Source organism: Vibrio sinus (assembly GCF_023634645.1).
GTDB lineage: Bacteria > Pseudomonadota > Gammaproteobacteria > Enterobacterales > Vibrionaceae > Vibrio > Vibrio sinus.
This window is the reverse complement of sequence record NZ_JAMKMR010000011.1, coordinates 82,739-107,055: the sequence shown is the minus strand read 5'-3', so window position 1 is coordinate 107,055 and position 24,317 is coordinate 82,739. Positions and strand designations below refer to the sequence as shown.

At 44.1% G+C, this 24,317-nt stretch carries 23 protein-coding genes; 9 read left to right on the top strand and 14 right to left on the bottom strand.

The features are described from left to right. The first annotated feature begins 19 nt into the window (after positions 1-19). Together hflD and purB are read left to right on the top strand one after the other, a co-directional pair. Complete coding sequence (hflD, locus tag M9194_RS12985; protein WP_250613094.1) at positions 20-637, top strand: high frequency lysogenization protein HflD; 618 nt, start codon at positions 20-22, stop codon at positions 635-637. Between the two features lie 38 nt (positions 638-675). Further along, positions 676-2,046 (top strand): adenylosuccinate lyase, encoded by a 1,371-nt coding sequence (gene purB / locus M9194_RS12980; RefSeq protein WP_250613093.1) that lies wholly within the window; start codon positions 676-678, stop codon positions 2,044-2,046. 52 nt (positions 2,047-2,098) lie between these two features. Here purB and M9194_RS12975 read toward each other — a convergent pair whose 3' ends face one another. Next, positions 2,099-3,334 (bottom strand): porin, encoded by a 1,236-nt coding sequence (locus tag M9194_RS12975; RefSeq protein ID WP_250613092.1) that lies wholly within the window; start codon positions 3,332-3,334, stop codon positions 2,099-2,101. A gap of 623 nt (positions 3,335-3,957) precedes the next feature. Further along, on the bottom strand, positions 3,958-4,821 hold the full coding sequence (gene htpX, locus M9194_RS12970; protein ID WP_250613091.1) for a protease HtpX: 864 nt from the start codon (positions 4,819-4,821) through the stop codon (positions 3,958-3,960). A gap of 283 nt (positions 4,822-5,104) precedes the next feature. Here htpX and M9194_RS12965 point away from each other — a divergent pair, with 283 nt between their 5' ends. Beyond that, complete coding sequence (locus tag M9194_RS12965) at positions 5,105-5,275, top strand: hypothetical protein (RefSeq protein ID WP_250613090.1); 171 nt, start codon at positions 5,105-5,107, stop codon at positions 5,273-5,275. A 69-nt stretch (positions 5,276-5,344) separates the two neighbouring features. Here the strand turns inward: M9194_RS12965 and bioD are convergent, their stop codons facing one another. The 4 genes from bioD to bioB are packed head-to-tail and all read right to left on the bottom strand — an operon-like array spanning position 5,345 to position 9,036. Continuing rightward, positions 5,345-6,028, bottom strand: a complete 684-nt coding sequence (bioD, locus tag M9194_RS12960; protein ID WP_250613089.1) for a dethiobiotin synthase — start codon at positions 6,026-6,028, stop codon at positions 5,345-5,347. Beyond that, complete coding sequence (bioC, locus tag M9194_RS12955; RefSeq protein ID WP_250613156.1) at positions 6,025-6,849, bottom strand: malonyl-ACP O-methyltransferase BioC; 825 nt, start codon at positions 6,847-6,849, stop codon at positions 6,025-6,027. The genes bioD and bioC overlap by 4 nt, the downstream gene beginning before the upstream one ends. Beyond that, complete coding sequence (bioF, locus tag M9194_RS12950; protein ID WP_250613088.1) at positions 6,849-7,997, bottom strand: 8-amino-7-oxononanoate synthase; 1,149 nt, start codon at positions 7,995-7,997, stop codon at positions 6,849-6,851. The genes bioC and bioF overlap by 1 nt, the downstream gene beginning before the upstream one ends. Next, complete coding sequence (bioB, locus tag M9194_RS12945; RefSeq protein WP_250613087.1) at positions 7,984-9,036, bottom strand: biotin synthase BioB; 1,053 nt, start codon at positions 9,034-9,036, stop codon at positions 7,984-7,986. The genes bioF and bioB overlap by 14 nt, the downstream gene beginning before the upstream one ends. Positions 9,037-9,155: 119 nt before the next feature. Between bioB and bioA the strand changes: the two genes are divergently transcribed. Then, on the top strand, positions 9,156-10,439 hold the full coding sequence (gene bioA / locus M9194_RS12940; RefSeq protein ID WP_250613086.1) for an adenosylmethionine--8-amino-7-oxononanoate transaminase: 1,284 nt from the start codon (positions 9,156-9,158) through the stop codon (positions 10,437-10,439). Between the two features lie 85 nt (positions 10,440-10,524). Here the strand turns inward: bioA and M9194_RS12935 are convergent, their stop codons facing one another. Beyond that, positions 10,525-11,160: a DUF2057 family protein gene (locus tag M9194_RS12935; RefSeq protein ID WP_250613085.1), complete on the bottom strand. Its 636-nt coding sequence runs from the start codon at positions 11,158-11,160 to the stop codon at positions 10,525-10,527. A 79-nt stretch (positions 11,161-11,239) separates the two neighbouring features. Further along, entirely contained in the window at positions 11,240-12,370 is a 1,131-nt protein-coding gene (locus M9194_RS12930) for a porin (RefSeq protein ID WP_250613084.1), read from the bottom strand. Positions 12,371-12,880: 510 nt separating this feature from the next. Here M9194_RS12930 and dinG point away from each other — a divergent pair. Genes dinG through M9194_RS12905 form a run of 5 tightly spaced genes read left to right on the top strand, consistent with a single transcriptional unit; the run spans position 12,881 to position 17,669 of the window. After that, positions 12,881-14,956, top strand: coding sequence for an ATP-dependent DNA helicase DinG (gene dinG, locus M9194_RS12925; RefSeq protein WP_250613083.1), 2,076 nt, complete (start codon positions 12,881-12,883; stop codon positions 14,954-14,956). 57 nt (positions 14,957-15,013) lie between these two features. After that, complete coding sequence (locus M9194_RS12920; RefSeq protein WP_250613082.1) at positions 15,014-15,784, top strand: sulfite exporter TauE/SafE family protein; 771 nt, start codon at positions 15,014-15,016, stop codon at positions 15,782-15,784. Between the two features lie 3 nt (positions 15,785-15,787). After that, positions 15,788-16,333 (top strand): primosomal replication protein PriC, encoded by a 546-nt coding sequence (gene priC, locus M9194_RS12915; RefSeq protein ID WP_250613081.1) that lies wholly within the window; start codon positions 15,788-15,790, stop codon positions 16,331-16,333. A 2-nt stretch (positions 16,334-16,335) separates the two neighbouring features. Then, positions 16,336-16,527: a pleiotropic regulatory protein RsmS gene (rsmS, locus tag M9194_RS12910; protein ID WP_250613080.1), complete on the top strand. Its 192-nt coding sequence runs from the start codon at positions 16,336-16,338 to the stop codon at positions 16,525-16,527. Further along, complete coding sequence (locus M9194_RS12905; protein WP_250613079.1) at positions 16,527-17,669, top strand: ribosomal protein uL16 3-hydroxylase; 1,143 nt, start codon at positions 16,527-16,529, stop codon at positions 17,667-17,669. Before rsmS ends, M9194_RS12905 begins: the two co-directional genes overlap by 1 nt. A 31-nt stretch (positions 17,670-17,700) precedes the next feature. Here the strand turns inward: M9194_RS12905 and M9194_RS12900 are convergent, their stop codons facing one another. The 6 genes from M9194_RS12900 to M9194_RS12875 form a co-directional block, all read right to left on the bottom strand. Then, positions 17,701-19,815 carry a methyl-accepting chemotaxis protein gene (locus tag M9194_RS12900; protein ID WP_250613078.1) on the bottom strand — a complete coding sequence of 705 codons (2,115 nt, stop codon included), beginning with the start codon at positions 19,813-19,815 and terminating at the stop codon, positions 17,701-17,703. Positions 19,816-20,151: 336 nt separating this feature from the next. Then, positions 20,152-20,961, bottom strand: a complete 810-nt coding sequence (gene xthA / locus M9194_RS12895; protein ID WP_250613077.1) for an exodeoxyribonuclease III — start codon at positions 20,959-20,961, stop codon at positions 20,152-20,154. Positions 20,962-21,101: 140 nt separating this feature from the next. Continuing rightward, entirely contained in the window at positions 21,102-21,779 is a 678-nt protein-coding gene (locus tag M9194_RS12890; protein WP_250613076.1) for an ABC transporter permease, read from the bottom strand. A gap of 3 nt (positions 21,780-21,782) precedes the next feature. Then, a complete protein-coding gene (locus tag M9194_RS12885) occupies positions 21,783-22,523 on the bottom strand; it encodes an ABC transporter permease (protein WP_250613075.1) in 741 nt (246 codons plus the stop codon). Positions 22,524-22,609: 86 nt separating this feature from the next. Then, positions 22,610-23,386 (bottom strand): ABC transporter substrate-binding protein, encoded by a 777-nt coding sequence (locus tag M9194_RS12880; protein ID WP_250613074.1) that lies wholly within the window; start codon positions 23,384-23,386, stop codon positions 22,610-22,612. A gap of 80 nt (positions 23,387-23,466) precedes the next feature. Further along, positions 23,467-24,237 (bottom strand): ABC transporter ATP-binding protein, encoded by a 771-nt coding sequence (locus M9194_RS12875; protein ID WP_250613073.1) that lies wholly within the window; start codon positions 24,235-24,237, stop codon positions 23,467-23,469. Positions 24,238-24,317: the final 80 nt, after the last annotated feature.

Genomic DNA, 24,317 nt, shown 5'->3' with positions numbered 1-24,317 from the left:
ATTTGAGGAGTATTAACACGTGGCTAACACAATTTATGACCGTACAATCGCATTTGCTGGCATCTGCCAAGCAGTCGCCTTGGTCAGAGAAGTCGCCAAAAATGGCCACTGTGATTCGCACGCGTTTGAAACTTCACTAAGAGCCATATTAAATACCAACCCAAACAATACATTGGATGTATTTGGTAGAGAGTCTGATTTAAAGGTGGGGCTGGAATGCCTCATTCAAGGTATTGATAATTCTCCCTCAGGCAGTGAAGTCACCCGCTATATTATTGGCCTTCTTACACTCGAGCGAAAGCTAAATGCTCGCCGAGATGCAATGTCCCAACTCGGTGATCGCATACAAACACTTGAAAGGCAAAATATACATTATGATTTGCTCGAAGACCACATGATAAGCAACCTCGCAAGTGTCTATTTAGACGTGATAAGCCCTATCGGCCCTCGAATTCAGATCACAGGAACACCAGAAGTTTTACAACAAACTGGTAACCAACATAAAGTACGTGCGCTTTTGCTGTCTGGCATACGCAGTGCAGTATTGTGGAGACAAGTCGGTGGAAAACGCCGTCACCTTGTTTTCAGTCGAAAGAAAATCGTCGAGCAAGCAAGAATTCTGCTTGCAAGAATGTAATCATCCCCAAAATTGTTATTAATATTCAGGAGAAAAAAATGGAACTGTCAGCCTTGACTGCTGTTTCACCGGTAGACGGCCGCTACGGAAGTAAAACGATTGCGTTGCGCGAAATCTTTAGTGAGTTTGGTCTCCTAAAATACCGTACCATCGTTGAAATTCGTTGGTTACAGAAGCTCTCACAAACCGATGGCATCAAAGAAGTCCCTGCTTTTAGTGCACAAGCTCATCAATTCTTAGATGATATCGCAGACAACTTTAGTGAAAGCGATGCTGCTCGTATCAAAGAAATTGAGCGTACGACTAACCACGACGTAAAGGCTGTAGAGTATTTCCTTAAAGAAAAGGTGTCAGAGGTTGCAGAACTTGATGCCGTCAATGAATTTATTCATTTTGCCTGTACCTCTGAAGACATCAATAACACCTCACACGCTTTAATGCTTAAAGAAGCACGTGAAACCGTTATTCTCCCAGAAATTCGCAACATCATTAATGCCATCAGTAAACTTGCTGAAGAATATCGTGATATTCCACTTCTTTCGCGCACTCACGGCCAACCAGCTTCACCTTCGACAATGGGCAAAGAGATGGCAAACGTCGCCTATCGTATGGAGCGCCAATACAAGCAGATTGAAAATGTTGAAATTCTAGCAAAAATCAATGGCGCTGTTGGTAACTACAATGCTCATTTATCAGCTTACCCTGAGTTAGACTGGCATGCGTTTAGTGAAGAGTTCGTAACACAATCTTTAGGTGTCACTTGGAACCCTTACACCACCCAAATCGAGCCACACGATTATATTGCCGAACTGTTTGATGCTGTTGCTCGATTCAACACCATCTTGATCGATTTTGATCGTGATGTTTGGGGCTATATCGCGCTTGGTCACTTTAAGCAAAAGACCATTGCTGGAGAAATCGGCTCTTCCACCATGCCGCACAAAGTCAACCCAATTGATTTTGAAAACTCGGAAGGAAATCTAGGGCTTGCGAACGCCGTATTCGGCCACCTTGCACAAAAGCTGCCTGTTTCACGTTGGCAACGTGACTTAACTGACTCTACCGTGTTAAGAAACTTAGGTGTGGGTGTCGGTTACGCAATCATTGCCTACACATCCACATTGAAAGGCATCAGCAAACTAGAAGTGAACCGTGAAGCACTGCTTTCCGAGTTAGACCAAAACTGGGAAGTGTTAGCTGAACCCGTCCAGACAGTGATGCGTCGTTACGGTATTGAAAAACCCTATGAAAAGCTAAAAGAGCTCACTCGTGGTAAACGTGTAGACGGCGAAGCAATGCGCAACTTTATCGATGGCTTAGAATTGCCGGAAAATGAAAAAGCGCGTCTTAAAGAAATGACACCAGCCAATTATATCGGCCAAGCGATTGAGCTAACTGATAAGCTGTAAGCTATTTGAAAAACCCCTAATGATTTCATTAGGGGTTTTTATCTAATACTGACTAAATAAAGTAGTAACGAGCACCAACATTATAGATATCGTTGTGATTACTAGTACCATCTGAGTTGGTTGACATATTAATATCATTCTCAGTAAAGATTTCAACACGCTCAGTGATATCCCAGTAAATACCATAAACCGCATATTGTATCTTGGCAGCATCACCAGCTGTATCTTGTCGTAAAGTATCGTATCCACCGAGTAATCGAATACCGTTGGCAAATGAGTACGCCACCTTAGCATCCATACCCTGTGCTTTATCATAAATGGTATTGTTTGCTGTCACATACCCTGTCCAACCAGCAAAGTTTTCTTGGTTTCTATATACGCCGTAGTTTGCGGCAGCATACCAACCTTTCCCTCTGCCCCATTGACCATATTGCACACCGATAGCTTGTGCTTTTGGCGTCAGCTCACCATTGCTGACCGCACCATTGTTCACCGTTGTACCAGCCACATTGATTTCATCAACCTGCGCTTGGTTATACGCCACACCAAAGTTAAGCCCCGTGCCAATATCCAAGTGACCCATGATATTCACACCATAGCCATGCTTAATATTACCTTGGGCATCCGTAGAGCTATTAGTTAGTGCTCCAAACTGTTCCTGATTCGTGTGGGCGGTTGCGTACTGAAGAGCAAATGAAACTGGACCAAAGTCGTTTCGCCATTGAATAACGCCATCAGCTTCACCTGTACCAAACCCAGCGCCATTAGAGTTATTTGAATATACTCCAGATCCAACTTGGTCAAACGAGTTGTACATATCGGTGCCGCTCACGACATCGTAGTACACACCATATCTTTTACCTGCTGATATACCCGTGTCCCAATTGTCAGAATGATGCTTAAACGCAATATAAGACTCATCGTTGGTAAACATTGGATCTGAGTCATCACCCGTGTTTTGGTTCAAAAAGTCGAATCCCCAAGCAGAATGTGCGTTAAACAGCCAGTTATTTTGCAAATACTGTACATAGTCTAAACCAAGCATGGATGAGCCACTGGTTAGCTTCGGATCAGTGTTGCTGTTTGCCTCGGATTCATTGTTCAAAGCAACGTGCAAGTAGCCCAGCATGCTGAGTTGATCTTTGCCGGATTTATAAAGTATGAATGGACCACTATTATTTTCCGGAGCTACTTGCGATATTGCCAAAGCACCACTATTGCTATCAGCAAATACGGAAGTTGACGCCAAAGCGCCAGCAATAATAGAAGGTATTAAGAGCTTTTTCATTTTTATCTCTAATGTTAATAATTTATATAGACAGAGCCAGACATTATTATTTTGGTATCAGTTCAAGTTTCCATACTCTATATAAGATTTATCTGTTCTCATTTCCTAATTATGATTGATATAACCGATGCAATTTCTTATGTTAGCTAGACTGGCTTAGTTGAAATGTCAGTTTTACTCACCCAACCTTCAGCTCGTAGAAAAAAGGCAATCGGAAGCGTACTTTCTCGATTGCCAAACCAAAAACTTAAATAAGATGAATAACATAAGTAACTTTCAATGAATGAGTCAGCCTAAGCTGAAAGCCCACAACATCACTGTTAAACGAGCTGTCAATCAATTACCTAAAAGGATACTTACGCGTTTTATTCTGTATTAAAAGGTGAATTTTATAAAGTATTTAAATTATACACCTCGGTCAACTGTATTAATTTAAACTATAAAACCTACTACATTAGATATGTATTTATATAAAAAATAGCTTCAATAAAACCATCATCAAAAAATTAATACTTGCCGATGGTTGAATAATTTTTTAAATAACAAAAAAAAGAAATAACTTAGAGACAATAAAAAAGCCTAGCGCATGGCTAAGCTTTTTGGGGTAAATACGTATGGTTAGATTATAGATTTCTCAATGCATCAATACGTTTATCTAGCGGAGGGTGGCTCATTAGCAACTCGGTCAAGGTCTTCTTACCATTAATACCAAATGCCATCATTGACCCTTCTAACTGAGGCTCGTGGCTCATCTTCAGTCTTTCCAGTGCCGCAATCATCTTGTGTTTACCCACAAGGTTTGCAGCTCCGGCATCGGCGTAAAACTCACGGCGGCGGCTATACCACATAGTGATAAAGCTCGCGAGGAAACCAAATACTAGCTCCAACACGATAGAAACAGCAAAGTAGACTAAATAGTTAGTACCTTGCCCTTCTTCGTTATCGTTCGACGAAACGATGTTGGCAATAAATCTCGATAAAAAGATCACGAAAGTGTTCACCACACCCTGTAGCAACGTCATGGTGACCATGTCACCGTTTGCAATATGGCTCATCTCGTGCGCAAGTACCGCTTCTGCTTCATCACGAGTCATGTTGTGCAGTAAACCAGTAGACACTGCAACCAGAGAGTCATTGCGCTTTGCACCTGTCGCGAATGCATTGATATCTGGAGAGTCATAAATCGCGACACTCGGCATACCAACACCAACCTTCTGCGATTGCTGCCTAACCGTCTCAAGTAACCAATGTTCTGTTTCATTACGTGGATTTTCAATCACCATACCGCCTACTGATCTTAATGCCATACCCTTAGACATCAGTAGCGAGATGAAAGATCCACCAAAGCCAAACAGTGCTGCAAGTAGCAGTAAGCCAGATAAGCTTCCTGGCTGAATGCCAGTCACCGCATAAACTATATTCAAAACAATACCTAGCACTAGGATAACGGCTAAGTTAGTTGCTAAGAATAACAAAATTCGTTTCATTCACTTTCTCCTAATGAACTGACAAGCGACTACATAAGATAAGCAGACGTTTGCGTACGCCCTCAAACTTATCAAATAAGCCTATACTTATTATACATATAGTCCAGACTTTAAATTTCAAGATTTCACCACAAATTGCAACAAATAGTGACCTCATAGGGTCTCTTTCGCAGCTAACACCCACAACCATTTAGACTTTAGTCTTATTGAGTTCACCAATTAAAACACTTACAGTTACCACTATAATAATAATAGTAACCGACACACACACAAGGATTAGGCTATGGTGGAAATAGGCAACTATCAAATGGCGATTGATTTACTGTGCTGCCACTTAGGTCTTACTGAAGACGAAGCAAAACAGCAGCTAGGTATCTCAACAGAGAAGCAAGCTGAAAAGACGATTACGGATAAAGAGAGACATGCGGTAGTAGGCATGTCCGAAGAAAAGTGATTTGACGATAATTTTCTTTAGCTTTGGGGCTGCGTTTGCAGCCCTTATTTTTTGCCTGCCATTCTGAGCTTAGTTGCTCAACAAGAGATCTGGCTTAATGTATTTTGCGAGATCGTTTCGCTTCACACTAGGTAAGTATGGAATTTCACCAATTTTTGGCGCTGCCATCTTATTTTCAAGCATTTCGATGATGTCGTTGTAGTGCTCAGTACCAGGATTGATTCGATTTGCCACCCAACCCGCGATTTCAAGCCCATCAGCACGAATTTGTTCCGCAGTAAGTATCGCATGATTAAGGCAGCCTAATTTAATTCCAACCACCAAAACCACTGGCAACTTTTCTTTTTTCACCCAAGTCGACAAATAGTCTTCGTCCGAGACTGGAACGCGCCAACCACCTGCACCTTCAACCAACACAACGTCAGCATTGCTCTTGTGTTTAGCCAGTTTTTCACTGAGCACTTGGTAGTCAATGTCTACGTCCTGTTTTTTGGCGGCTATATGTGGCGATGCTGGCAATTCAAGTGCATACGGATTGACATCATCATAAGCGATATCTTGAGTCGCCGCTTCTTGAAGGTGAAGAGCGTCTGAGCTTCTAAATCCGTCTTCTGTAAACTCACACCCTGCGGCCACAGGCTTGTAGCCAATGGTTAATAATCCCTTGGTCGCGAAAGCATTGAGTATCGCTTTTGACGCCACCGTTTTACCTACGTCTGTATCGGTTCCTGCAACAAATAATGCATCAATCATAGATGAATAACCCCTAAACATACCTGATAACTGGCAGGTAATAATCCAAATTGGTTTTTGAAAACTTGATACGCATGCTCTACTTGCATAAACGTTTTTCGACTTGTTAGCCCCTGAGAGCGGCCCACGACATGATTGGCACCAATGCCCTTAAGATCTCGCATCAACTCAAATGCAGATTGGTACCATAAAGTAACGGTTGGACAGTCTAGTTCATACTCCGCACACCTTGCTTGAGCTAACGCAATTTTTACTTGATTACTGGTGATAAAATCATTCACATGTTGATACGAATCGATGCTCGCCCAAGCATGTTTTAACTCGCTTAACGAGCCATCAAGTAAAGTGGAGAAAAAAGCTGAGCCGCGATGCTCGTTAGACTTGATCACACGCTTTATTTCTCTCAGTGGATTGGATAGATCCGCACACCATTGCAGTGCCAAACTTGAAAACACATAGTCAACACTATTCGATTCAATAGGTAGTTCTTCCGCATCGGCCAACAAGTAAGTCACCTTGTGTTCGCCACAACGCTGTTTCGCTTCCAGCAACATACCCGGTGAAAGATCGGCACAAATGACGCTCGCACCGCGAGCAAGAAGCTTTTCGGCAAAATATCCTGTGCCGCAGCCCAAATCCAACACCGTTTTTCCTGACAAATCATTTGGCATTTTTGCCAGCAGCCTTTGCCCCACATCACGCTGAAACTGAGCATAATTGTCATAGTGAGTCGAGGCTTTGCAAAACGCACTCGCCACTGCAACTTTGTCCACGCCTTGATTTTCACATACAGCATGAGCTGTATTCGTAGACCCTTGCATCATAAGCTCTCCGTGATTTGTAAAATCGCGTCGCATAATTGAGTTACCTGTTTAACGGTGTGATTTGCTGTTAAGGTTAAACGTATTCTTGATTGGCCTTTTTGCACCGTCGGAGGACGAATCGCTGTGGCCCAAAAGCCCTGCTGCCGTAACCTTTCCGCGCACGCTAATGCCGCTTCAGTCTGACCAATCACCAAAGGTTTAATCGGTGTATTGGTGTCAACATAACCATCTAAGCCATGGAGTTTTTGCTGATAAATCGCTTGCAGCTCGATGAGTTTATCGCGACGCCACTGCTGAGTTTGAATAAAAGACAATGACGCTTGCAAGGCATAAGCTTGAGAGGGTGGAATCGCGGTTGAGTACACATGATGACGAGAAAACTGCATCAAGTAATCACCTAGTTGCTCACTACATAAGATCGCTGCACCAGATAGCCCAAATGCCTTACCAAACGTCACTACTAACACGTCAGGTTTGATTTGCTGCTCGCAGGTGCTTCCTCGCCCTTCTTCGCCAAGTACGCCAATACCATGCGCATCATCCACCGCTAGCCACGCTCTGCCTTCACACACCTGCTTGATATCCTGCAAGGGCGCTTGATCGCCATCCATACTAAACACACCTTCCGTCACGACTAAGGTATGTTCGTTATCATCAAAATAGCTGGTCAAATGCTGAACATCATTGTGCTTAAAGCGCTTCATATTGGCTTCACACAGGCTGCCTGCTTCCATCAATGAAGCGTGGTTTAACCTGTCTTGAAGTAACAAATCACCCTTTTTCATTAAGGAAAAAAGCAAAGCCTGATTCGCAGAAAAACCAGAGCTAAATAAAATCGCTCGTTCATAGCCAAGCCATTCACATAACGATTGCTCCAGCTCAAAATGGGCGCGGCTAAACCCGGTGACAATGGGAGACGCGCCACTGCCACTGCCATGAAGATCCAGCCCTTTTTGCCACGCTTTAGCGAGATCAGGGTCGCTAGCTAGACCAAGATAGTCATTACTGGAAAAGTTGACATACTGATGCCCGTTGTGTTCCAACAGAGCCGTATTGGCATTGTGGAACGGCACTAGCGTGCGCGTCAGATCTTCATCGCGTCGTTTTTGCAGTGCTTTCGAGATCCGAATATCAAACGCTGGCATCGTAAAATAAATCGTCTTCCGTTGGCCTTGCCGCTACACGCTCGACTACTTGATCCAACAGCTCACTCTCTTGGATTTCATCCGGCTTTTGGCTAACGTGTTGACTATTTATGCCCAAACGCTTGAACAGCTGCATATCACTGTCTTCATCTGGGTTTGGTGTGGTTAATAATTTGCAACCATAGAAAATAGAATTGGCCCCTGCCATAAAGCAAAGCGCTTGTGTTTGTTCGTTCATGCCTTCACGACCTGCTGAAAGACGAACGGCAGACTTAGGCATCATAATACGGGCAACGGCGACCAGTTTAATGAAGTCAAAATGATCGACATCTTCTGCTTTTTCCAGTGGTGTACCTTTGACCTTGACCAACATATTGATTGGCACACTTTCCGGTTGTGTCGGCAAGTTTGCCAACTCTACCAATAATCCGGCTCGGTCGTTGGTGCTTTCACCCATGCCAATAATGCCACCAGAGCACACTTTCATCCCGGCGTCACGCACATGAGACAGCGTATCTAAACGATCTTGGTAAGTTCGTGTTGTGATGATATTGCCGTAATATTCTGGAGAGGTATCAAGGTTGTGGTTGTAATAATCAAGCCCGGCATCAGACAGCTCTTTTGCTTGATCCGAGGACAACATGCCTAGCGTCATGCACGTTTCCAGACCCATGCCTTTCACGCCTTGAATCATCTGAATCAAATGCGGCATATCACGCTCTTTGGGGTTCTTCCACGCCGCGCCCATACAAAAACGTGTCGAGCCAGCATTTTTGGCTTTTTGCGCCGCATCCAAAACACGCTCAACTTCCATCAAACGCTCGCGATCCACGTCAGTGCGATAATGTGCGCTCTGTGGGCAATATTTACAATCTTCTGGGCACGCCCCTGTTTTGATGGAAAGTAACGTGCTGACCTGAACGTAGTTGTCGGGATGATATTTTCGGTGAACTTGCTGGGCTTCGAAAAGCAGGTCCATAAAGGGTTTGTTTAAGAGTTCTCGTACTTCTTGTACTGTCCAGTTTTGACGCACTTCCACGGGGTTACCTTTTTATTAGAGGGATTATTTTGTTGGCTAGTCTACCGACACAGGATAGACTGTCAACATATCATAAAAATCAAAGTTTACAATTGGTTAATTTTTAATCTGAGGGAGTTATGGATTTAGAGTTTGATCGTCAGCATATTTGGCACCCGTATACGTCCACTATCAACCCATTAACTTGTTATCCTGTGGTTGGCGCAAGAGATGTGTATTTTCAGTTAGAAGATGGCCGTGAGGTGATTGATGGAATGTCATCTTGGTGGGCAGCCATTCATGGCTATAACCATCCACACCTCAATGCGGCTGCACATGGGCAAATTGATAAAATGTCCCACGTCATGTTTGGTGGCATCACTCATGAGCCCGCAATTAATCTTTGTAAGCGCCTACTGAACTTGGTGCCAGATAACTTAGAGCACGTGTTTCTCGCCGATTCGGGCTCGGTTTCCGTCGAAGTTTCTTTGAAAATGGCGCTGCAATACTGGCATGCCAAAGGAGAAAAGCGGCCTAAGTTTTTGACCGTGAGAGATGGTTATCACGGTGACACGTTCGCGGCAATGTCGGTGACTGATCCAAACAACTCGATGCATTCTTTGTACAAAGGGTTCCTGCCAGAACATATTTTTGCACAGTCGCCACAAACGGGCTTTTGGCAAGATTGGCAACCGTCGGATATCGATGACTTCAAGCAAAAGCTGACCGTGCATCACGCAGAAGTGGCGGCAGTAATCCTTGAGCCTATCGTGCAAGGTGCAGGCGGGATGCGATTGTACCATCCTGAGTTTTTAAGACAGGTTCGAGCGCTTTGTGATGAATTCGGTGTACTGCTGATTTTAGATGAAATCGCCACTGGTTTTGGCCGTACTGGGAAGTTGTTTGGTTGTGAGCATGCTGGTATCAAGCCTGATATCATGTGTGTGGGCAAAGCTCTCACCAGCGGCTATATGACCTTGTCGGCCGCCATCACCACCAAAGAAGTGGCCATGACGGTGTGCGGAGGCGAAGCAGGCTGCTTTATGCATGGCCCAACGTTTATGGCTAACCCACTTGCCTGCGCGGTGGCCAACGCCAGTTTAGAGCTCATCGAGAAAAACGAGTGGCAAGCGCAAACCAAGCAGATAGAACACTTGTTCTCTGAACTGCTGCCGAAGCTTAACCATTATGATCTGGTAAAAGAGACGCGCTGGCTAGGAGCAATCGGTGTGGTAGAAACCACACGGCCAGTCAATATGGAGCCCATTCAACGGTTGTTTGTCGAGCATGGCGTCTATATCAGGCCATTCGGTAGATTAATCTATATGATGCCGCCTTTTATTAGCCAGCCTGAGCACATTGAGAAACTCGTGTCGGCCATTGAAGCTGCGCTCAATACGCCCGAGTGTTTTCTCAGTAACTAGCCACAACAAAAAAGGGAGCCAATAAATGGCTCCCAACACTCAGTAATAAAAAGGCAGTAACACATAAAACCTTTTGATACTTATCTTAAGACTGAGATTGCTGCTGTTTAACCCATTGCTCAAACTGAGCACGCTCTTGTGGGTTAGCACGGCTATACCACAGCTTAAGCTGGAGAATATTTTCTGTTTCGCCTTTGGCACTTTTGCCGCCGTTGGCTTGTTCAAGCTCTTGTTTAAGCTCGCGTATTTTACCTGACTCATATACTAAGCCATTTTTCTTGTTATAAGCTGTAACTAACGCTAATACATCACGATAAGGGAAAGCTCCTTCTGGTGCAGGCAATACAAGCTGCTTACTAGGAACTGTTTTTCCATTAGACGTGAAGACATAGACTGGCTTCTTATCGTCTGTCAGTCTTTTTACTTTGGAATACTGATTGGAAACAAGACTTACATCGACCGTCTGATAGCCTTTGCTATTGATGACGGCAAGGTAAGGGTAAAAGCTTAGGTACTCTTTTTGAGCCCCTTTTTGTAGACGCGATCCAAACTCTAATACAATCTGATTGTCACCGGGTTGCAGCTCAATAGACTTAGTTCTGACTTTTTCTCCATTAAGCACTGTAATTTCTATACCGGTATTTGCATTTAATGTTGCTGCCGACACCAAGCCAGCAAATGCCAGCAAAAAGAACCCCAAGAAAAACTTCTTATACAGCATACTATTCTCCTTAATAGCTCTAAAGAAAAAGCCAACGTAACACGTTGGCTTTCAGTTTTATACTAAGTTAATAAATAACTTAGAATGTGTAGTATGTACCGAAGACAATAGAGTCTGCGTCTAGGTCTACGCCACCAGTTTGGTTTACGCCAGCTTCAGCTTTCGCTGTCTGGTACTCAAGAAACGCTAGCAAATTGTCAGTGAATGTGTATTCCGCACCAACAAGAAGCGTTTTCACATCTGCATTATTCACATCAGAAGTAGTTGAGGTAGAAGCTGTAACTATTGTTCTCTTATCGTTGGACATCACTGAGTAAGTAGAATATAGACGTACGCTATCAAACGTATAGGCCGCAGCTAAGCCATATGAGTTACCTTCATAAAAGCTAGCTGTTGCCGTACTTATTGTTGCTAGATTTGAATCTTCCCAGAAACCGAAGTCCTTGACGCCTTCATAAGCCATATAAGTAGCTGCTAGATAGAAGCCACTAACATTCATAGAAGCTGACACACCACCTTTGTAGTAATCTGTACCAGCATACTGTTTATCAGTAGTCGTTATCCCCGTAGCTTGATCACCTGTTTGATATGAAGCACCTAGGCTGAACATACCCATATCATAGTTGGCAGAAGCGCCCCACGTAGGATCAACGCCATCAGTACTATCTGTGGTGACATCAGCAACTAACGTTAGGTTATCAACTCCATAGAACTTGAAGCCAATACCGTGACCAGCAGACTCTTCATGGTGCCCACCTGCATTACCTAGGTAAAAGCCTTCGTTACTGATATCGTCTTTTTCAGTTGCATCCATGGAGTCAGCCCAGTCACCGTGCTCACCCATTACGACACCCCAAGAATCTGTTTTCACACCTGCATAAAGGTCATCAAACTTAGCGGTAAAGTCTGAGCTTGTGCTTTTCCATTCTTGGTTTGCTGTTTCGATCTCAAACGAGCCAAACGCGGTAAACATATCGTTAAGTTTATGTTCTCCATCGATCTGGATCTTAGCCCACAGATTTACATTAGGGTTATATTTCGTCTTTGTCTTAGAGTTAGCTGCAGAGCTTGTTTCTCTTTCCCATTGAGATAGGTAGGAATCAATCTCACCCTTGAGTGACACTTTCGAAGTATCTGATCCATAGATTTGTGCTGCGTTAACAGTACCAGCCGTAGCTAGTACCGCTAGAGCGATTAGCGTCTTTTTCATAGTAATCCACTGCCTTTTCTTAGCGGGAAGTCCTTATCCGGTTCCCTTTATGTTTTTGGTAATCACTCAAACTCTTATTGGTCGGATGTCACTACCGTCAAATTCCGTAGCTAAGCTTGCTAGAGAATCCCCAGGCTGTCAAATAGCCTAAAAATCTACATCTAAAAACAAATAAATCCATTTAAATTCAATAACTTGAATGTAAAAACTTGATTTATAAGTATTTACTTAAGTATTAGCACGTAAATCTACATTTTGTAACACTACTCTTACATTTGAATGATCTAGCTAATTTCATCGATTATTATTAATTAAAATAGAATTTAATTTTTTATAATTGGAATAATTAAGACTATTTAACTATCCGATTTATTTTTATTTACAGCTTTTTTACTAGAATTCATTTTGTGATTGCGATCCAATTTTGGCTCAAAAAAAACCGAATTCGTGACCTCAATAGCATGTGTAGATATGTGTTAATATTGGCTTTCCGAACGATTAGGTCCCGTTATGCTTGCCAAAAACATTCAAACTTCGATTAGAACCAGTTACCAAAATTTACAGGCTCAATTAGAAAACTTCGTTCCGCGCCGAGCGCAGAACTATTTAGTGGCTGAAATTGCCAAAACATTGTGCGGTGAATATCACCAAAACAACCGGATGATTGTCGCGGAAGCGGGAACAGGGATTGGCAAGTCTCTGTCTTATTTAATGGCTGCCATTCCTGTGGCAGTGTTGAACAACCGCAAAGTGGTCATTTCTACTGCCACTGTCGCCTTGCAAGAACAGCTACTGGACAAAGACCTACCGCTTTATCGTCGCATAACCGACTTAGATTTTCGTTTTCAACTGGTCAAAGGCCGACAGCGTTATTGCTGCGCGGAAAAGCTCATGGTGGCCAGTGGTACAGATGGCGGCCAACTGGCGATTTTTGAGACTAAGCCAAAAGAAAAAGACATTAATCTGCTGCAAGAGCTGTATCAAAACTTGGCGACAGGAAAATGGGACGGCGACAGAGACTCTTGGCCAGAGCCGATTAAGGATGAGTTGTGGTCCATGATTGTCAGTGATAAGCACAGCTGCAACAATGCGTTACCTGCTCACAGACAATGCCCTTTTCAAAAATCGCGAGCGGAGTTAGACAAAGCCGATGTGGTTGTCGCTAACCATAGCTTGGTGATGGCTGATGCCGATCTCGGTGGTGGTGTCATCTTACCTGAGCCTGAAAACACGATATATGTGTTTGATGAGGCTCATCACCTGCCCAAGGTTGCACGCGACCATTCCTCTGCCGCAGCAAGCTTAAAAGGCGCAGCCAGCTGGCTAGAAAAACTCAACCAATCGGTCACCAAATACGCCAATTTGGCCGACGAAAAGCGCGTAAGTCGATTTCGCAATGAGTTACAAGACAGCATACAACGACTTGTGCCTTCCCTCACTCAGTTGGCAAGACAGTTTAACCCTACCCAGTTTGAAGAAAAGTGTTATCGGTTTGAGCATGGTGATTTACCCAGCTGGTTAGAAGAAGAAGCACAATCATTAAAGCAGCTTTCAAGCAAAGGGCATCAAGCCATTAATAAAATTGCTGATTTAATTGCTGAGCGAATTAAAGACGGCGAAGTTTCGAATAAACTGGCTGAGCCTGCTCTGGCAGAAATCGGCTTCTATATACAAAGGATGGAAAATCTCACCCAAGTATGGAGCTTAATGGCCGAGCCTAAGCGCGAAAAAGGCGCGCCGCTGGCACGCTGGCTGGAGCTGCACCCTGACAAAGAAGGCGACTTTATTGTCAATGTCTCGCCGCTTGAAGCCGGGTGGAAACTGGATCAGCAGATTTGGAGCCGATGCATCGGCGCAGTACTCACCTCGGCGACAATGCGTGCACTTAACTCGTTTGCTTTTTTCTGCCAACAAGCAGGGGTGAGCAATAAAGAAGAAGATGGCACTCGCTTTTTAGCCCTAGCCTCGCCTTTCGACTACGCCAATCAAGGTGAATTGTATATCCCTAAAATGAAGCTCGAGCCTGCGGCAGACCAATTTACCGATGCGCTTTGTGATATTTTGCCTTCTCTAATCGTTGAGAACAAAGCCAACCTTGTGCTGTTTGCTTCCTATTGGCAAATGAATCAAGTCTCCGATTCATTAACTAAGCTATTCACAAAGAAGGGTTGGGCGTTGCAAGTTCAAGGTGATGCCTCGCGCTCAAAAATCCTAAATAAACATAAAACTCTAGTACAGTGCGGAAAAACAAGTGTGCTATTTGGTACTGGCAGCTTTTCTGAAGGATTGGATTTACCCGGAGAACTATTAGAGAACCTAATTATTACCAAAATTCCGTTTGCCGTACCGACCTCCCCCGTGGAACAAGCTCACTCGGAATACATCGAGCATAAAGGTGGTAATCCATTTATGCAGATCACGGTACCGGAAGCGAGCAAAAAATTGATCCAATCTGTCGGTCGCTTGCTGCGTAAAGAACAGGATTCTGGTAGAGTCGTCATCCTTGATCGACGTATTGTCACTAAGCGTTATGGCCAAGCTCTTCTCGACTCGCTGCCGCCATTCAAGAGAAACATTGAGTACTAAGGCGTTCAAACCCTACACTGTACTAGCGACTATATCTTTATTATAAGAAAACACCTTATGGAATATATTGAGCCAACCACGTTGGTCATTTTGGCTTTGGTTGCCTTTGCGGCAGGTTTTATCGATGCGGTTGCTGGCGGCGGCGGCATGTTAACCGTCCCCGCTTTGTTATCTTTGGGTTTACCACCGCATATCGCATTAGGTACGAATAAAGTGGCGGCTTCGTTTGCTTCCTCTACGGCAGCATTCACCTATTATAAAAAACGCCTATTTAAGCCTAGATATTGGTTGCGATCATTTATCGCCACCTTTGTTGGCGCGATTGCGGGTGTATTGTTAGTGGATAAAATCAGTACGGCTTTTTTAGATAAAGCACTACCACTGATTATTCTTGCCGCTGCCATCTACACAATTTGGCATAAAACACCCGACGGAAATAAAAACGCTATTCCGACGTCTGATCCTAAATTTCATACCAAACAATTAAGCCAAGGAATCGCATTAGGCTTCTACGATGGCATGGCAGGCCCTGGCACTGGTGCGTTTTGGACGGTCAGTTCCATGGCATTATATCGATTGAACATCCTACTGGCGTCTGGCCTAGCAAAAGCGATGAATTTTACCAGTAATATTACCGCCCTCATTGTGTTCGCGTATTTGGGCCATGTACACTGGGCGCTAGGCTTAACAATGGGGGTTTGCTTGATGATCGGCGCTTATGCTGGCGCACATTCTGCCATTCGATTTGGGGCAAAGTTTATTCGTCCAATGTTTGTCTTCGTGGTCAGTGTGCTGGCGGTGAAGCTTGCCTATCAGGCTTGGTTTTAAATTATGCAGCTACAAGATATCAAAATCACATTAGATAACTTGCTAAAGCAAGCCGCAGTAGTTGATCGGCAGCGAGGTGAACATCACCAAGCGCTGTTTGATTCGCGACTGTTTCATAGTAAATCGCGATTATTGGTCCCTTGTGTTGAAGAAGCGAAAGCAACATTAGACAGCTTAATGAGGGAACAAGCTGCAGAAAAACTCACCGCTCAACGAGCTGAATTTTTGACCGAACGCCTAGTGGCACAAATCCAAGCTATCCAACGAGAATTATCGACCCAGTCTATTCGCCGCGATGAACCTAAGCACTATCATCACTTTCGAAAGTCCATTAATCAACTATATCAAGAGCTTGCTCAGCACCAAGAGTGGGAAAGACGCTTAAAAGATATGGTTCGTGCCGAAGAACTGGCCTTGTCACAAGCGTCCTTTCATCAACAATCGCAAGCACAGCAGAAACTCATCAAGACCGAGCAACGGTTAAAACGCTGCCAAGAGTCTAAATTAAAATTAGAAAAACAAATCACTTTCAGAGAGAAGAATCAATAGCCATGAGTTCTGACCAATCCAACCAATCTGATAACACACCAAATCCACTTGATAATGCACCAGACGAAATCAAGCTCGCGGTGGATCTCATTTATCTTTTAGAGACTAATGAAGTCGATTTAGAAACTGCTCTTGCTGCGTTAGACATCGTGAAACACGATATTGAAAACAAACTCAGCACAAAAGGAAAATAATGTACCAGCTTAGCTTCCCATTGCCTCAATTTATGCGTGAACATTGGCAAAGAAAGCCAGCCGTCATTAAGTCTGGTTTTGTGGATTTTGTTGATCCCATATCGCCGGAAGAGCTTGCCGGATTATCTTTAGAGGAAGACGTAGACTCAAGGTTTATTTCCAACGCCGATGACCAGTGGGTGGCCGAGCATGGTCCATTTGAAGAAAGTAAATTTGCCAACTTGGCCGAGAGCCATTGGCAGTTAGTGGTGCAGGCGGCCAACCATTGGCACTCTGGTGTGGCGTCACTTGTCCCGGCTTTTGGCCAGATTCCCCAATGGATGTTTGATGATGTGATGATCAGCTACTCTTCACCGCATGGGGGCGTGGGGCCACATATTGATCAGTATGATGTTTTTATCGTGCAAGGTTCGGGGAAACGTCATTGGCGAGTCGGAGCAAAAGATGAGGGACAGTATAAAGAGGTCATTCAAGGGCAAGCATTAAGACAAATTGAACAATTTGATGCCATCATTGATGTTGTTTTAGAGCCCGGCGACATACTCTATATTCCACCCGGATTTCCTCATGAAGGGTATGCGCTGGAAAATAGTATGAGCTATTCCATTGGTTATCGCACGCCCAAAGAACAAGAGCTGATTAGCCAGTTTGCGGACTATTACCTTGAACATGGCTTTGGCGAAAATCATGTCGGCACGCAAGATATTCAGATGCAATCTAATATTGGCGAAATTAGCACTTCAACTTACCAAAAGCTTAGTGATTTAATCTACCAAAACATTAAAGAACCTAAGCGGATGAAAGCATTTTTAGGCACCATGTTAAGTCAACCTAGGCATCAGTTGGATATCGCTGAGCCCGAATTTCCTTATACACCAGAACAAGTGGAAGAAGAGTTTACTCTAGGTACCACGCTAGTCAAAACCTCCGGGTTAAAAGCCTTCTATCACGAGGACTGCAGCGAATCCATTTACATAAACGGTGAAAAGTTTGATATTCACCACGACAAGCAGCTTCTCGACAAATTGTGTAATTGCGAAAGCTTTGCCTTGGCTGATCTTCATATCGAATCGGAAAGAACTATTGAAGTCATCACTCAGCTAGTCAATAAAGGCTACTGGTATTTTCAGTACAATTACTAAGCCTCACTTTGGTGACCAGTTTAACGTTGCACTACACTTTAAACTGGTTAACCAACTGCTGCTGCTTACTTGATAGCGACCCGATTTGCTCACCGACCGCTTCAGATTCGCCGGCTTGCTCTAGGATCTGTGCACTCAAATCGCGAATATTGGTCACACTCTGATTAACTTCGCCGGAAACCGCTTGCTGCTCTTCAGCGGCGCGGACGATCTGCGAGTTCATGTCGTTAATAGCAGCAATCGATTCGAAGATATGATTGAGCTGCTCTACTGCTTGTTTCACTTGTTGCGCCGAGTCATTCGCCAGCGTATTTCCTTGAGAAATCGCATCGACGACATCTTGCGTACCTTTTTGCACTTTATCGATCACTTGGCGAATTTCGCCAACAGAGTCTTGCGTTCTACTGGCAAGGTTTCTCACCTCATCAGCAACGACCGCAAATCCTCGTCCTTGTTCACCTGCGCGAGCCGCCTCAATGGCTGCATTTAGCGCCAACAAATTGGTTTGCTCTGAAATGCCTTCAATAACCGTCAAAATATCGGTAATATTCGCGTTGTTTTTCGCCAGCTCTTCGACCACTGGCACAGCGCTTGTCATCCGTTCTACCAGCTTCATCATTTCTTGCTCAGAGCGCTCAATCACCTGCTTACCAGAATTAGCAGCGTCGTTTGCTTCTCCTGCCGCATTGACCGCCACCTCTGCGTTTTGTACTACCAGCCCAGCGGTCTGCGTCATTTCTTCACATGCGGTCGCCACCAGATCCACTTCTTTAAATTGCGACTCGCTACTGGTGCGCGTATGCACTGCCGCGGTTTTCGCCTGTTCGGTGGTGTTTGCCACTTCGTTAGTAGTATCAACAACTTGGCTAATGGTATTTTGCAACTTTTCGAGGAATAAATTAAACCCACTGGCAAGCTGACCAATTTCATCTCTAGATTTGATTTCTAAACGTTGGGTTAAATCACCCTCTCCAGAGGCAATATCATCTAGCCTTGCCACAACTGCGCGTATCGGTTTCACAATGCTTAGCGCCATAAACGCGATCACGGCCAAGCCAATGATGACCAAGATAGCCCCAACACTGAGCTCGGTTAGCACACCTTTCTCGACTTGCGTGCTGATCATCTTATCCAAATGATCCGCGTCCGCTAATACACTTGCTCTCGGCATTTCAAAAATTACGCCCCAAGTTTGGTTGGCAATTTGGATTGGTGCAAACACGGTCAACCAGTTGCCATCCGTGCTCCACTTGGCCACCACCTCATTACCAAATAAAAAGTCGGTCACCGCTTCACTAGAAACGTGCTCGCTGCTAAACGGCGATCCCACTGGTAACGACGTATTATCAGAGGCAATGAGTGAGCCATCCAAACTAATGATGAAGATATCCCCAGAGCCGTTGAATAGGCTTTTATCAGACTCTTGGGCAATGGAAGAAAGCTGGTTCAAATTCAAGTCGATGCCAAAAAAGCCAATGGCCTCACCGTCTTGTATGATTGGTACCGAGATAGAAGAGGTTAAAATCTTGCCTTGCGCAGTTTGTGCTAATTTCGGGCTCGACACGCAAGTGTTGCCACTGGAAAGAGGACAAAAGAAACGCTCGCTATTGCCAGAATCCGCCAATGCTTGTTCACTTAATACATTATCCGTTGCTTCTCCATCCCCGCTTTTCAGCCAATAAGAAGCAAAACGGCCTTTTTCATTAGAACCTACGTAATGGGCATTTTCATAGTTACTGTCTTCACTGTCCAATAAGTCTGGCTGAAAGACTAGGTAGGCACCTTGAATGTTCTGATAATTGACGACGACATTTTTCACCATATCGTTCAATGCCGTACGTAAGTCCTCACTCGAACCGAAATTTTCTTCGGTATTGACTTTATAAAACAACGCATTGGTTGCGATCATTTCAGAGCGATATATCGCTTCATTGAGGTATTCTGCCACGAGGGAAGCATTGAAAAGAGCTCGCGTTTCTAGCAGTTGCTGGGACTTATTGATAACGGATTCTGAGCTTTGCGCTTTGATGATTCTTTGGTTTTCAACGGCGTTGTAAACCGAGAATCCAACCAAAGCAAGTGAAGTGATGAGCAAGCAGCATCCCGCGAGAAGGGTGATCTTCCACTGAACAGAAAGGGTTCGCATACAATTTCCTTATCAAAAGCCACAAATTATCAGCTTTAGAAATACTCGTTCCAATTAGACCACAATCGCCTTATGGATCAACGGAAAGATTAAAAATTTGTTAATTTTATTACTAAAGATAGTCAATTTTGTGGAGGTCAAACAGGATCATTTGCCCTACCTCAACCACAAAATGACACCAGACTCATATGTATCGACCAGAGTTTGTAATACTTTAAGGAAAATTTGTTGGCAGGAGTTACAGCGCGGTTTGCGCCTATATCTGTTAAACAGATATAAAAAAGAACTAGGCAGGGAGTAAAGGCAGGTGCGCCGAATACGCGCACCTGAAAGAAGTTACTTGGAGAATGTCGCCCAAATTGGCGCATGGTCAGATGGTTTCTCTATCCCGCGTAATTCATAATCGATTTCTGACTCAGTACATTTCTTCGCCAGAGACGGGGTTGCAAGAATCACGTCGATTCTTAGCCCGCGATTATCGTTAAATCCTTTTGAGCGATAATCAAACCACGAGAACCTATCATCAACGTTTGGTTGGAGATTTCTGAAGGTATCTTCAAAGCCCCAATCCAAAAGTTTGCTCAGCCATTCCCGCTCTTCAGGTTGGAATGAACATTTACCTGTTTTTAGCCAACGCTTACGGTTTTGTTCACCAATTCCGATATCCAGATCAATGGGGCTGATATTGATATCACCCATCACGATAATTTGCTCATCATTGGAATGGTGATCGTTTAAATAGCCCATTAAGTCTTTATAAAACTGCCGTTTGTACGGGAACTTTGTTTCATGGTTAATGTTGTCGCCTTGAGGAAAGTAGCCGTTTAAGATGGTTACTTGCTGATCGTTTTCATCTTTAAACGTGGCCATAATCATGCGCTTTTGGTGCTCTTCCGTATCCGTTGGAAAGCCCTTGCTCACTGAAATTGGCTCTTGCTTACACATCATTGCCACGCCATAGTGTGCTTTCTGACCATGAAAATACACCTTGTACCCCATCGCTTCGACATCTTCGAGTGGGAACGCCTCATCGTGCACTTTTATCTCTTGCAATCCGATAACATCAGGCTGATGTTTGTCAATTAGCGCTTGAAGTTGGTGTAAACGAGCTCGAAGGCCATTGATGTTAAAGCTAATAACTTTCATAGGTCCTAATTCCTTTGATCAACCACACCTAATCAAGCGAACATCGCTAGGGCGTGCTGAATAACGTTGAGATTGGCAAGGATTGTAACCGATAAATCCGACCATAGAACGTATTTATCGGTTTAATTCGGACGTGAATGCTAACTTAGTGGTCTTAAGTAAGCTAAGAAGCGTTTCTCAGCTTGTTTAAAACACCATAATATGAGGAAGGTTAAGCACATATAGAACAGCCCCGCGGTGAGAAAAGACTCGAACGGCGCGTAATAGCGAGAGTTAACCAAACGAGCTGCTCCGGTAAGATCCATAATGGTGACAATCCCAGCTACCGCACTTCCGTGTAGCATAAACACCACTTCGTTACTGTACGCCGGTAATGCTCTTCTTAGTGCACTGGGCAAAATGATACGCCGATAGGTTTTCCAGCCGCTCATACCATAGGCTTTGGCCGCTTCTACCTCACCACTAGGTAAACCATTGATAGCGCCTCGAATAATCTCGGCAGTATAGGCAGACGTGTTGAGAACAAATGCAACTAAAGCACAAAACCACGCATTCTCCCACAGTGTGTCTTTGACGGGGAAAAACTGATCCATCCCATAATAGATAAGATAGAGCTGCACAAGCAGTGGGGTACCACGAAAGAAATAAATGAACGCCCATGATGGTGCACTTAAAATGTGATATTGACTATTTCTTGCGATCGCGACTGGTATTGAGATAAACAGGCCAATGACTAATGCAGAAGCGACTAGCCAGACTGTTGTCCATAATCCATCGAGATAAATCGGAAAGCTTTCTACAACTAAACTAAAATCCATGCTTTACCTCGTATGAAGACTGAACTTACGCTCTACGACTTTCAACAACCCAGTTGAAATACTCGTAAAGAGTAGGAAAATAATCGCAACAGCCATGTAGAAGGTGAATGGCATTTTGGTCGATCCCGCCGCCAATGCGCTGACACGGACCATATCATCCAAACCTATGATTGAAACCAGAGCTGTCGTTTTTAATAGCACCAGCCAATTGTTGCCAAACCCAGGAAGTGCGTGACGAATCATTTGCGGCAACAATATTCGTCTAAAGGCTAAAAATGAGCTCATACCATACGCTTTGCCCGCCTCTAGCTCACCGCTATCAACGGCCATGATTGCGCCACGAAAGGTTTCCGCCATATACGCGCCAAAAATAAAGCCTATTGTAATCACGCCAGCGATAAATGGGCTCACGTCAATGTAGTCTGGAACATAAGGCACCCAGGTATGATTCGGGTCACTTGCAGCAAACCACTCATTTAATGATTCATTGATGTAATGCAAACCATTATTTACTAAGATTTGGCCGCCAAAAAAGATCAACATCATCAGGACAAGATCAGGAATTCCGCGAATAACCGTGGTATACAAGGTAGCGATATAACGAGCGACTCGATAATTCGAGATCTTCGCGAGCGCGCCAAGCATACCGAGTATCATTGCCAATAATAGAGATAACAATGCAACTTCAATGGTGAGAAGTGCCCCCTTTAAAATGGAGACTTCATAACCTTGTAGATCCAACATAATTTAATTCCAACAATACGGCGTTAGCGTTGGTTGCCTGGGTTAATAATGAAAGAGAGGCTTTCGCCTCTCTGATGACAAACGTATTAGTTTCCATATACGTCGTATTTAAAGTATTTGTCTTGAATTTCTTTGTATTTGCCATTGTCACGCACCGCTTGAATGGCGACATTTAGCTTCTCTGTAAGGTCTTTATCTTGCTTACGTGTTGCGATACCAAAACCATCACCAAACCACTTCGGATCGGTTAGAGAAGGGCCAATAAATTCATATTCATCACCACCCGGCTTATTCAATACGCCTTCTTCAAGCGCAGACGCGTCACCTAACACAGCAACAATACGTCCGCTTTTTAAGTCTAGATAAGCATCATCAAACGAGCCGTAACGAACTATTTCTACCGAGTCTCCGTAGTTATCAGTCAGATACTTATCGTGAGTGGTTGCACGTTGAACACCAATTTTTTGCCCTTTTAGCCCTTCTTTAGTAAAGGTGAGGTTTGTGCCTTTCTTGGCGATAAATTTGTTGGGGATAAGCGCGTACTTATTAGTGAATGCCACTTTTTTCTTGCGCTCTTCTGTTATCGACATCGCTGCGATAATCGCATCGTATTTACGTGCGAGAAGAGATGGAATGATACCGTCCCAATCTTGCGGAACAATTTTACATTGAACGTTCATCTCTTGGCACAATGCCTGCGCCATATCCACATCAAACCCTTTGAGTGACCCATCGGCTTCTGTCCAGCTAAACGGAGGATAAGCGCCTTCGATACCAAATCTGACGACTGTCCACTGCTTTGCCTGAGCAAATCCAGAAATTGCTGTAGCCATAACTGCTACAGCGAGTAACCACTTCTTCATGTCCACACTCCTGTGATTGATAATATGCTTTAGTCATGATTGGTTTATCATTTAAAGCGTAGCTTGTATTCCTATACGGTTTAATAAATAGACGAAATAAATTGCTGCAACCGCTCTGATTCTGGGTCGGTGAAAAGCTTGGCGGGATCGCCCTGCTCTTCAACTAATCCTTGATGGAGAAACATGACGTGACTTGATACATCACGTGCAAACGCCATTTCATGGGTTACCACTAACATGGTTCGTCCTTCTTCGGCCAAATCGCGCATGACACCTAACACTTCTCCAACTAATTCTGGATCCAAAGCAGAGGTAGGCTCATCGAATAACATGACTTCTGGGTCAACGGCCAATGCACGGGCGATGGCGGCACGTTGTTGTTGCCCCCCCGATAAGTGTCCAGGGTAGTAATCTTTTCTCTCCCAAAGACCCACTTTTTGTAATAGCTGCTCGGCATTTTCAATTGCCTGAGACTTTGGCACACCCAGAACATGGACAGGTGCTTCAATAACATTTTCTAATACCGTCATATGGGACCAGAGGTTGAAGCCTTGAAACACCATCGCAAGTCTTGAGCGAATGCGTTGAACTTGCTTCTCGTTCGCAGGCTGAGACTCACCATTACGTTTGTGCTTCATCTCGATCAGTTCACCATTGACCCAGATTTCGCCCCGTGTAGGAATTTCTAACAGGTTGATACAACGAAGAAAGGTACTTTTTCCTGATCCCGAAGAGCCAATTATTGAAATGACATCACCTTTGTGAGCGTCTAATGAAATACCTTTTAAGACCTCATTCTGGCCAAACGTTTTATGAAGATCCTTGATCGTCAGTGCGGGGACTTCACTCATCCGCAAACACTCCCTTTATACCCAAATTAAACGATGAGCAAATACTATTATTCATTCTATCGATATCTCGCTAAAAACTA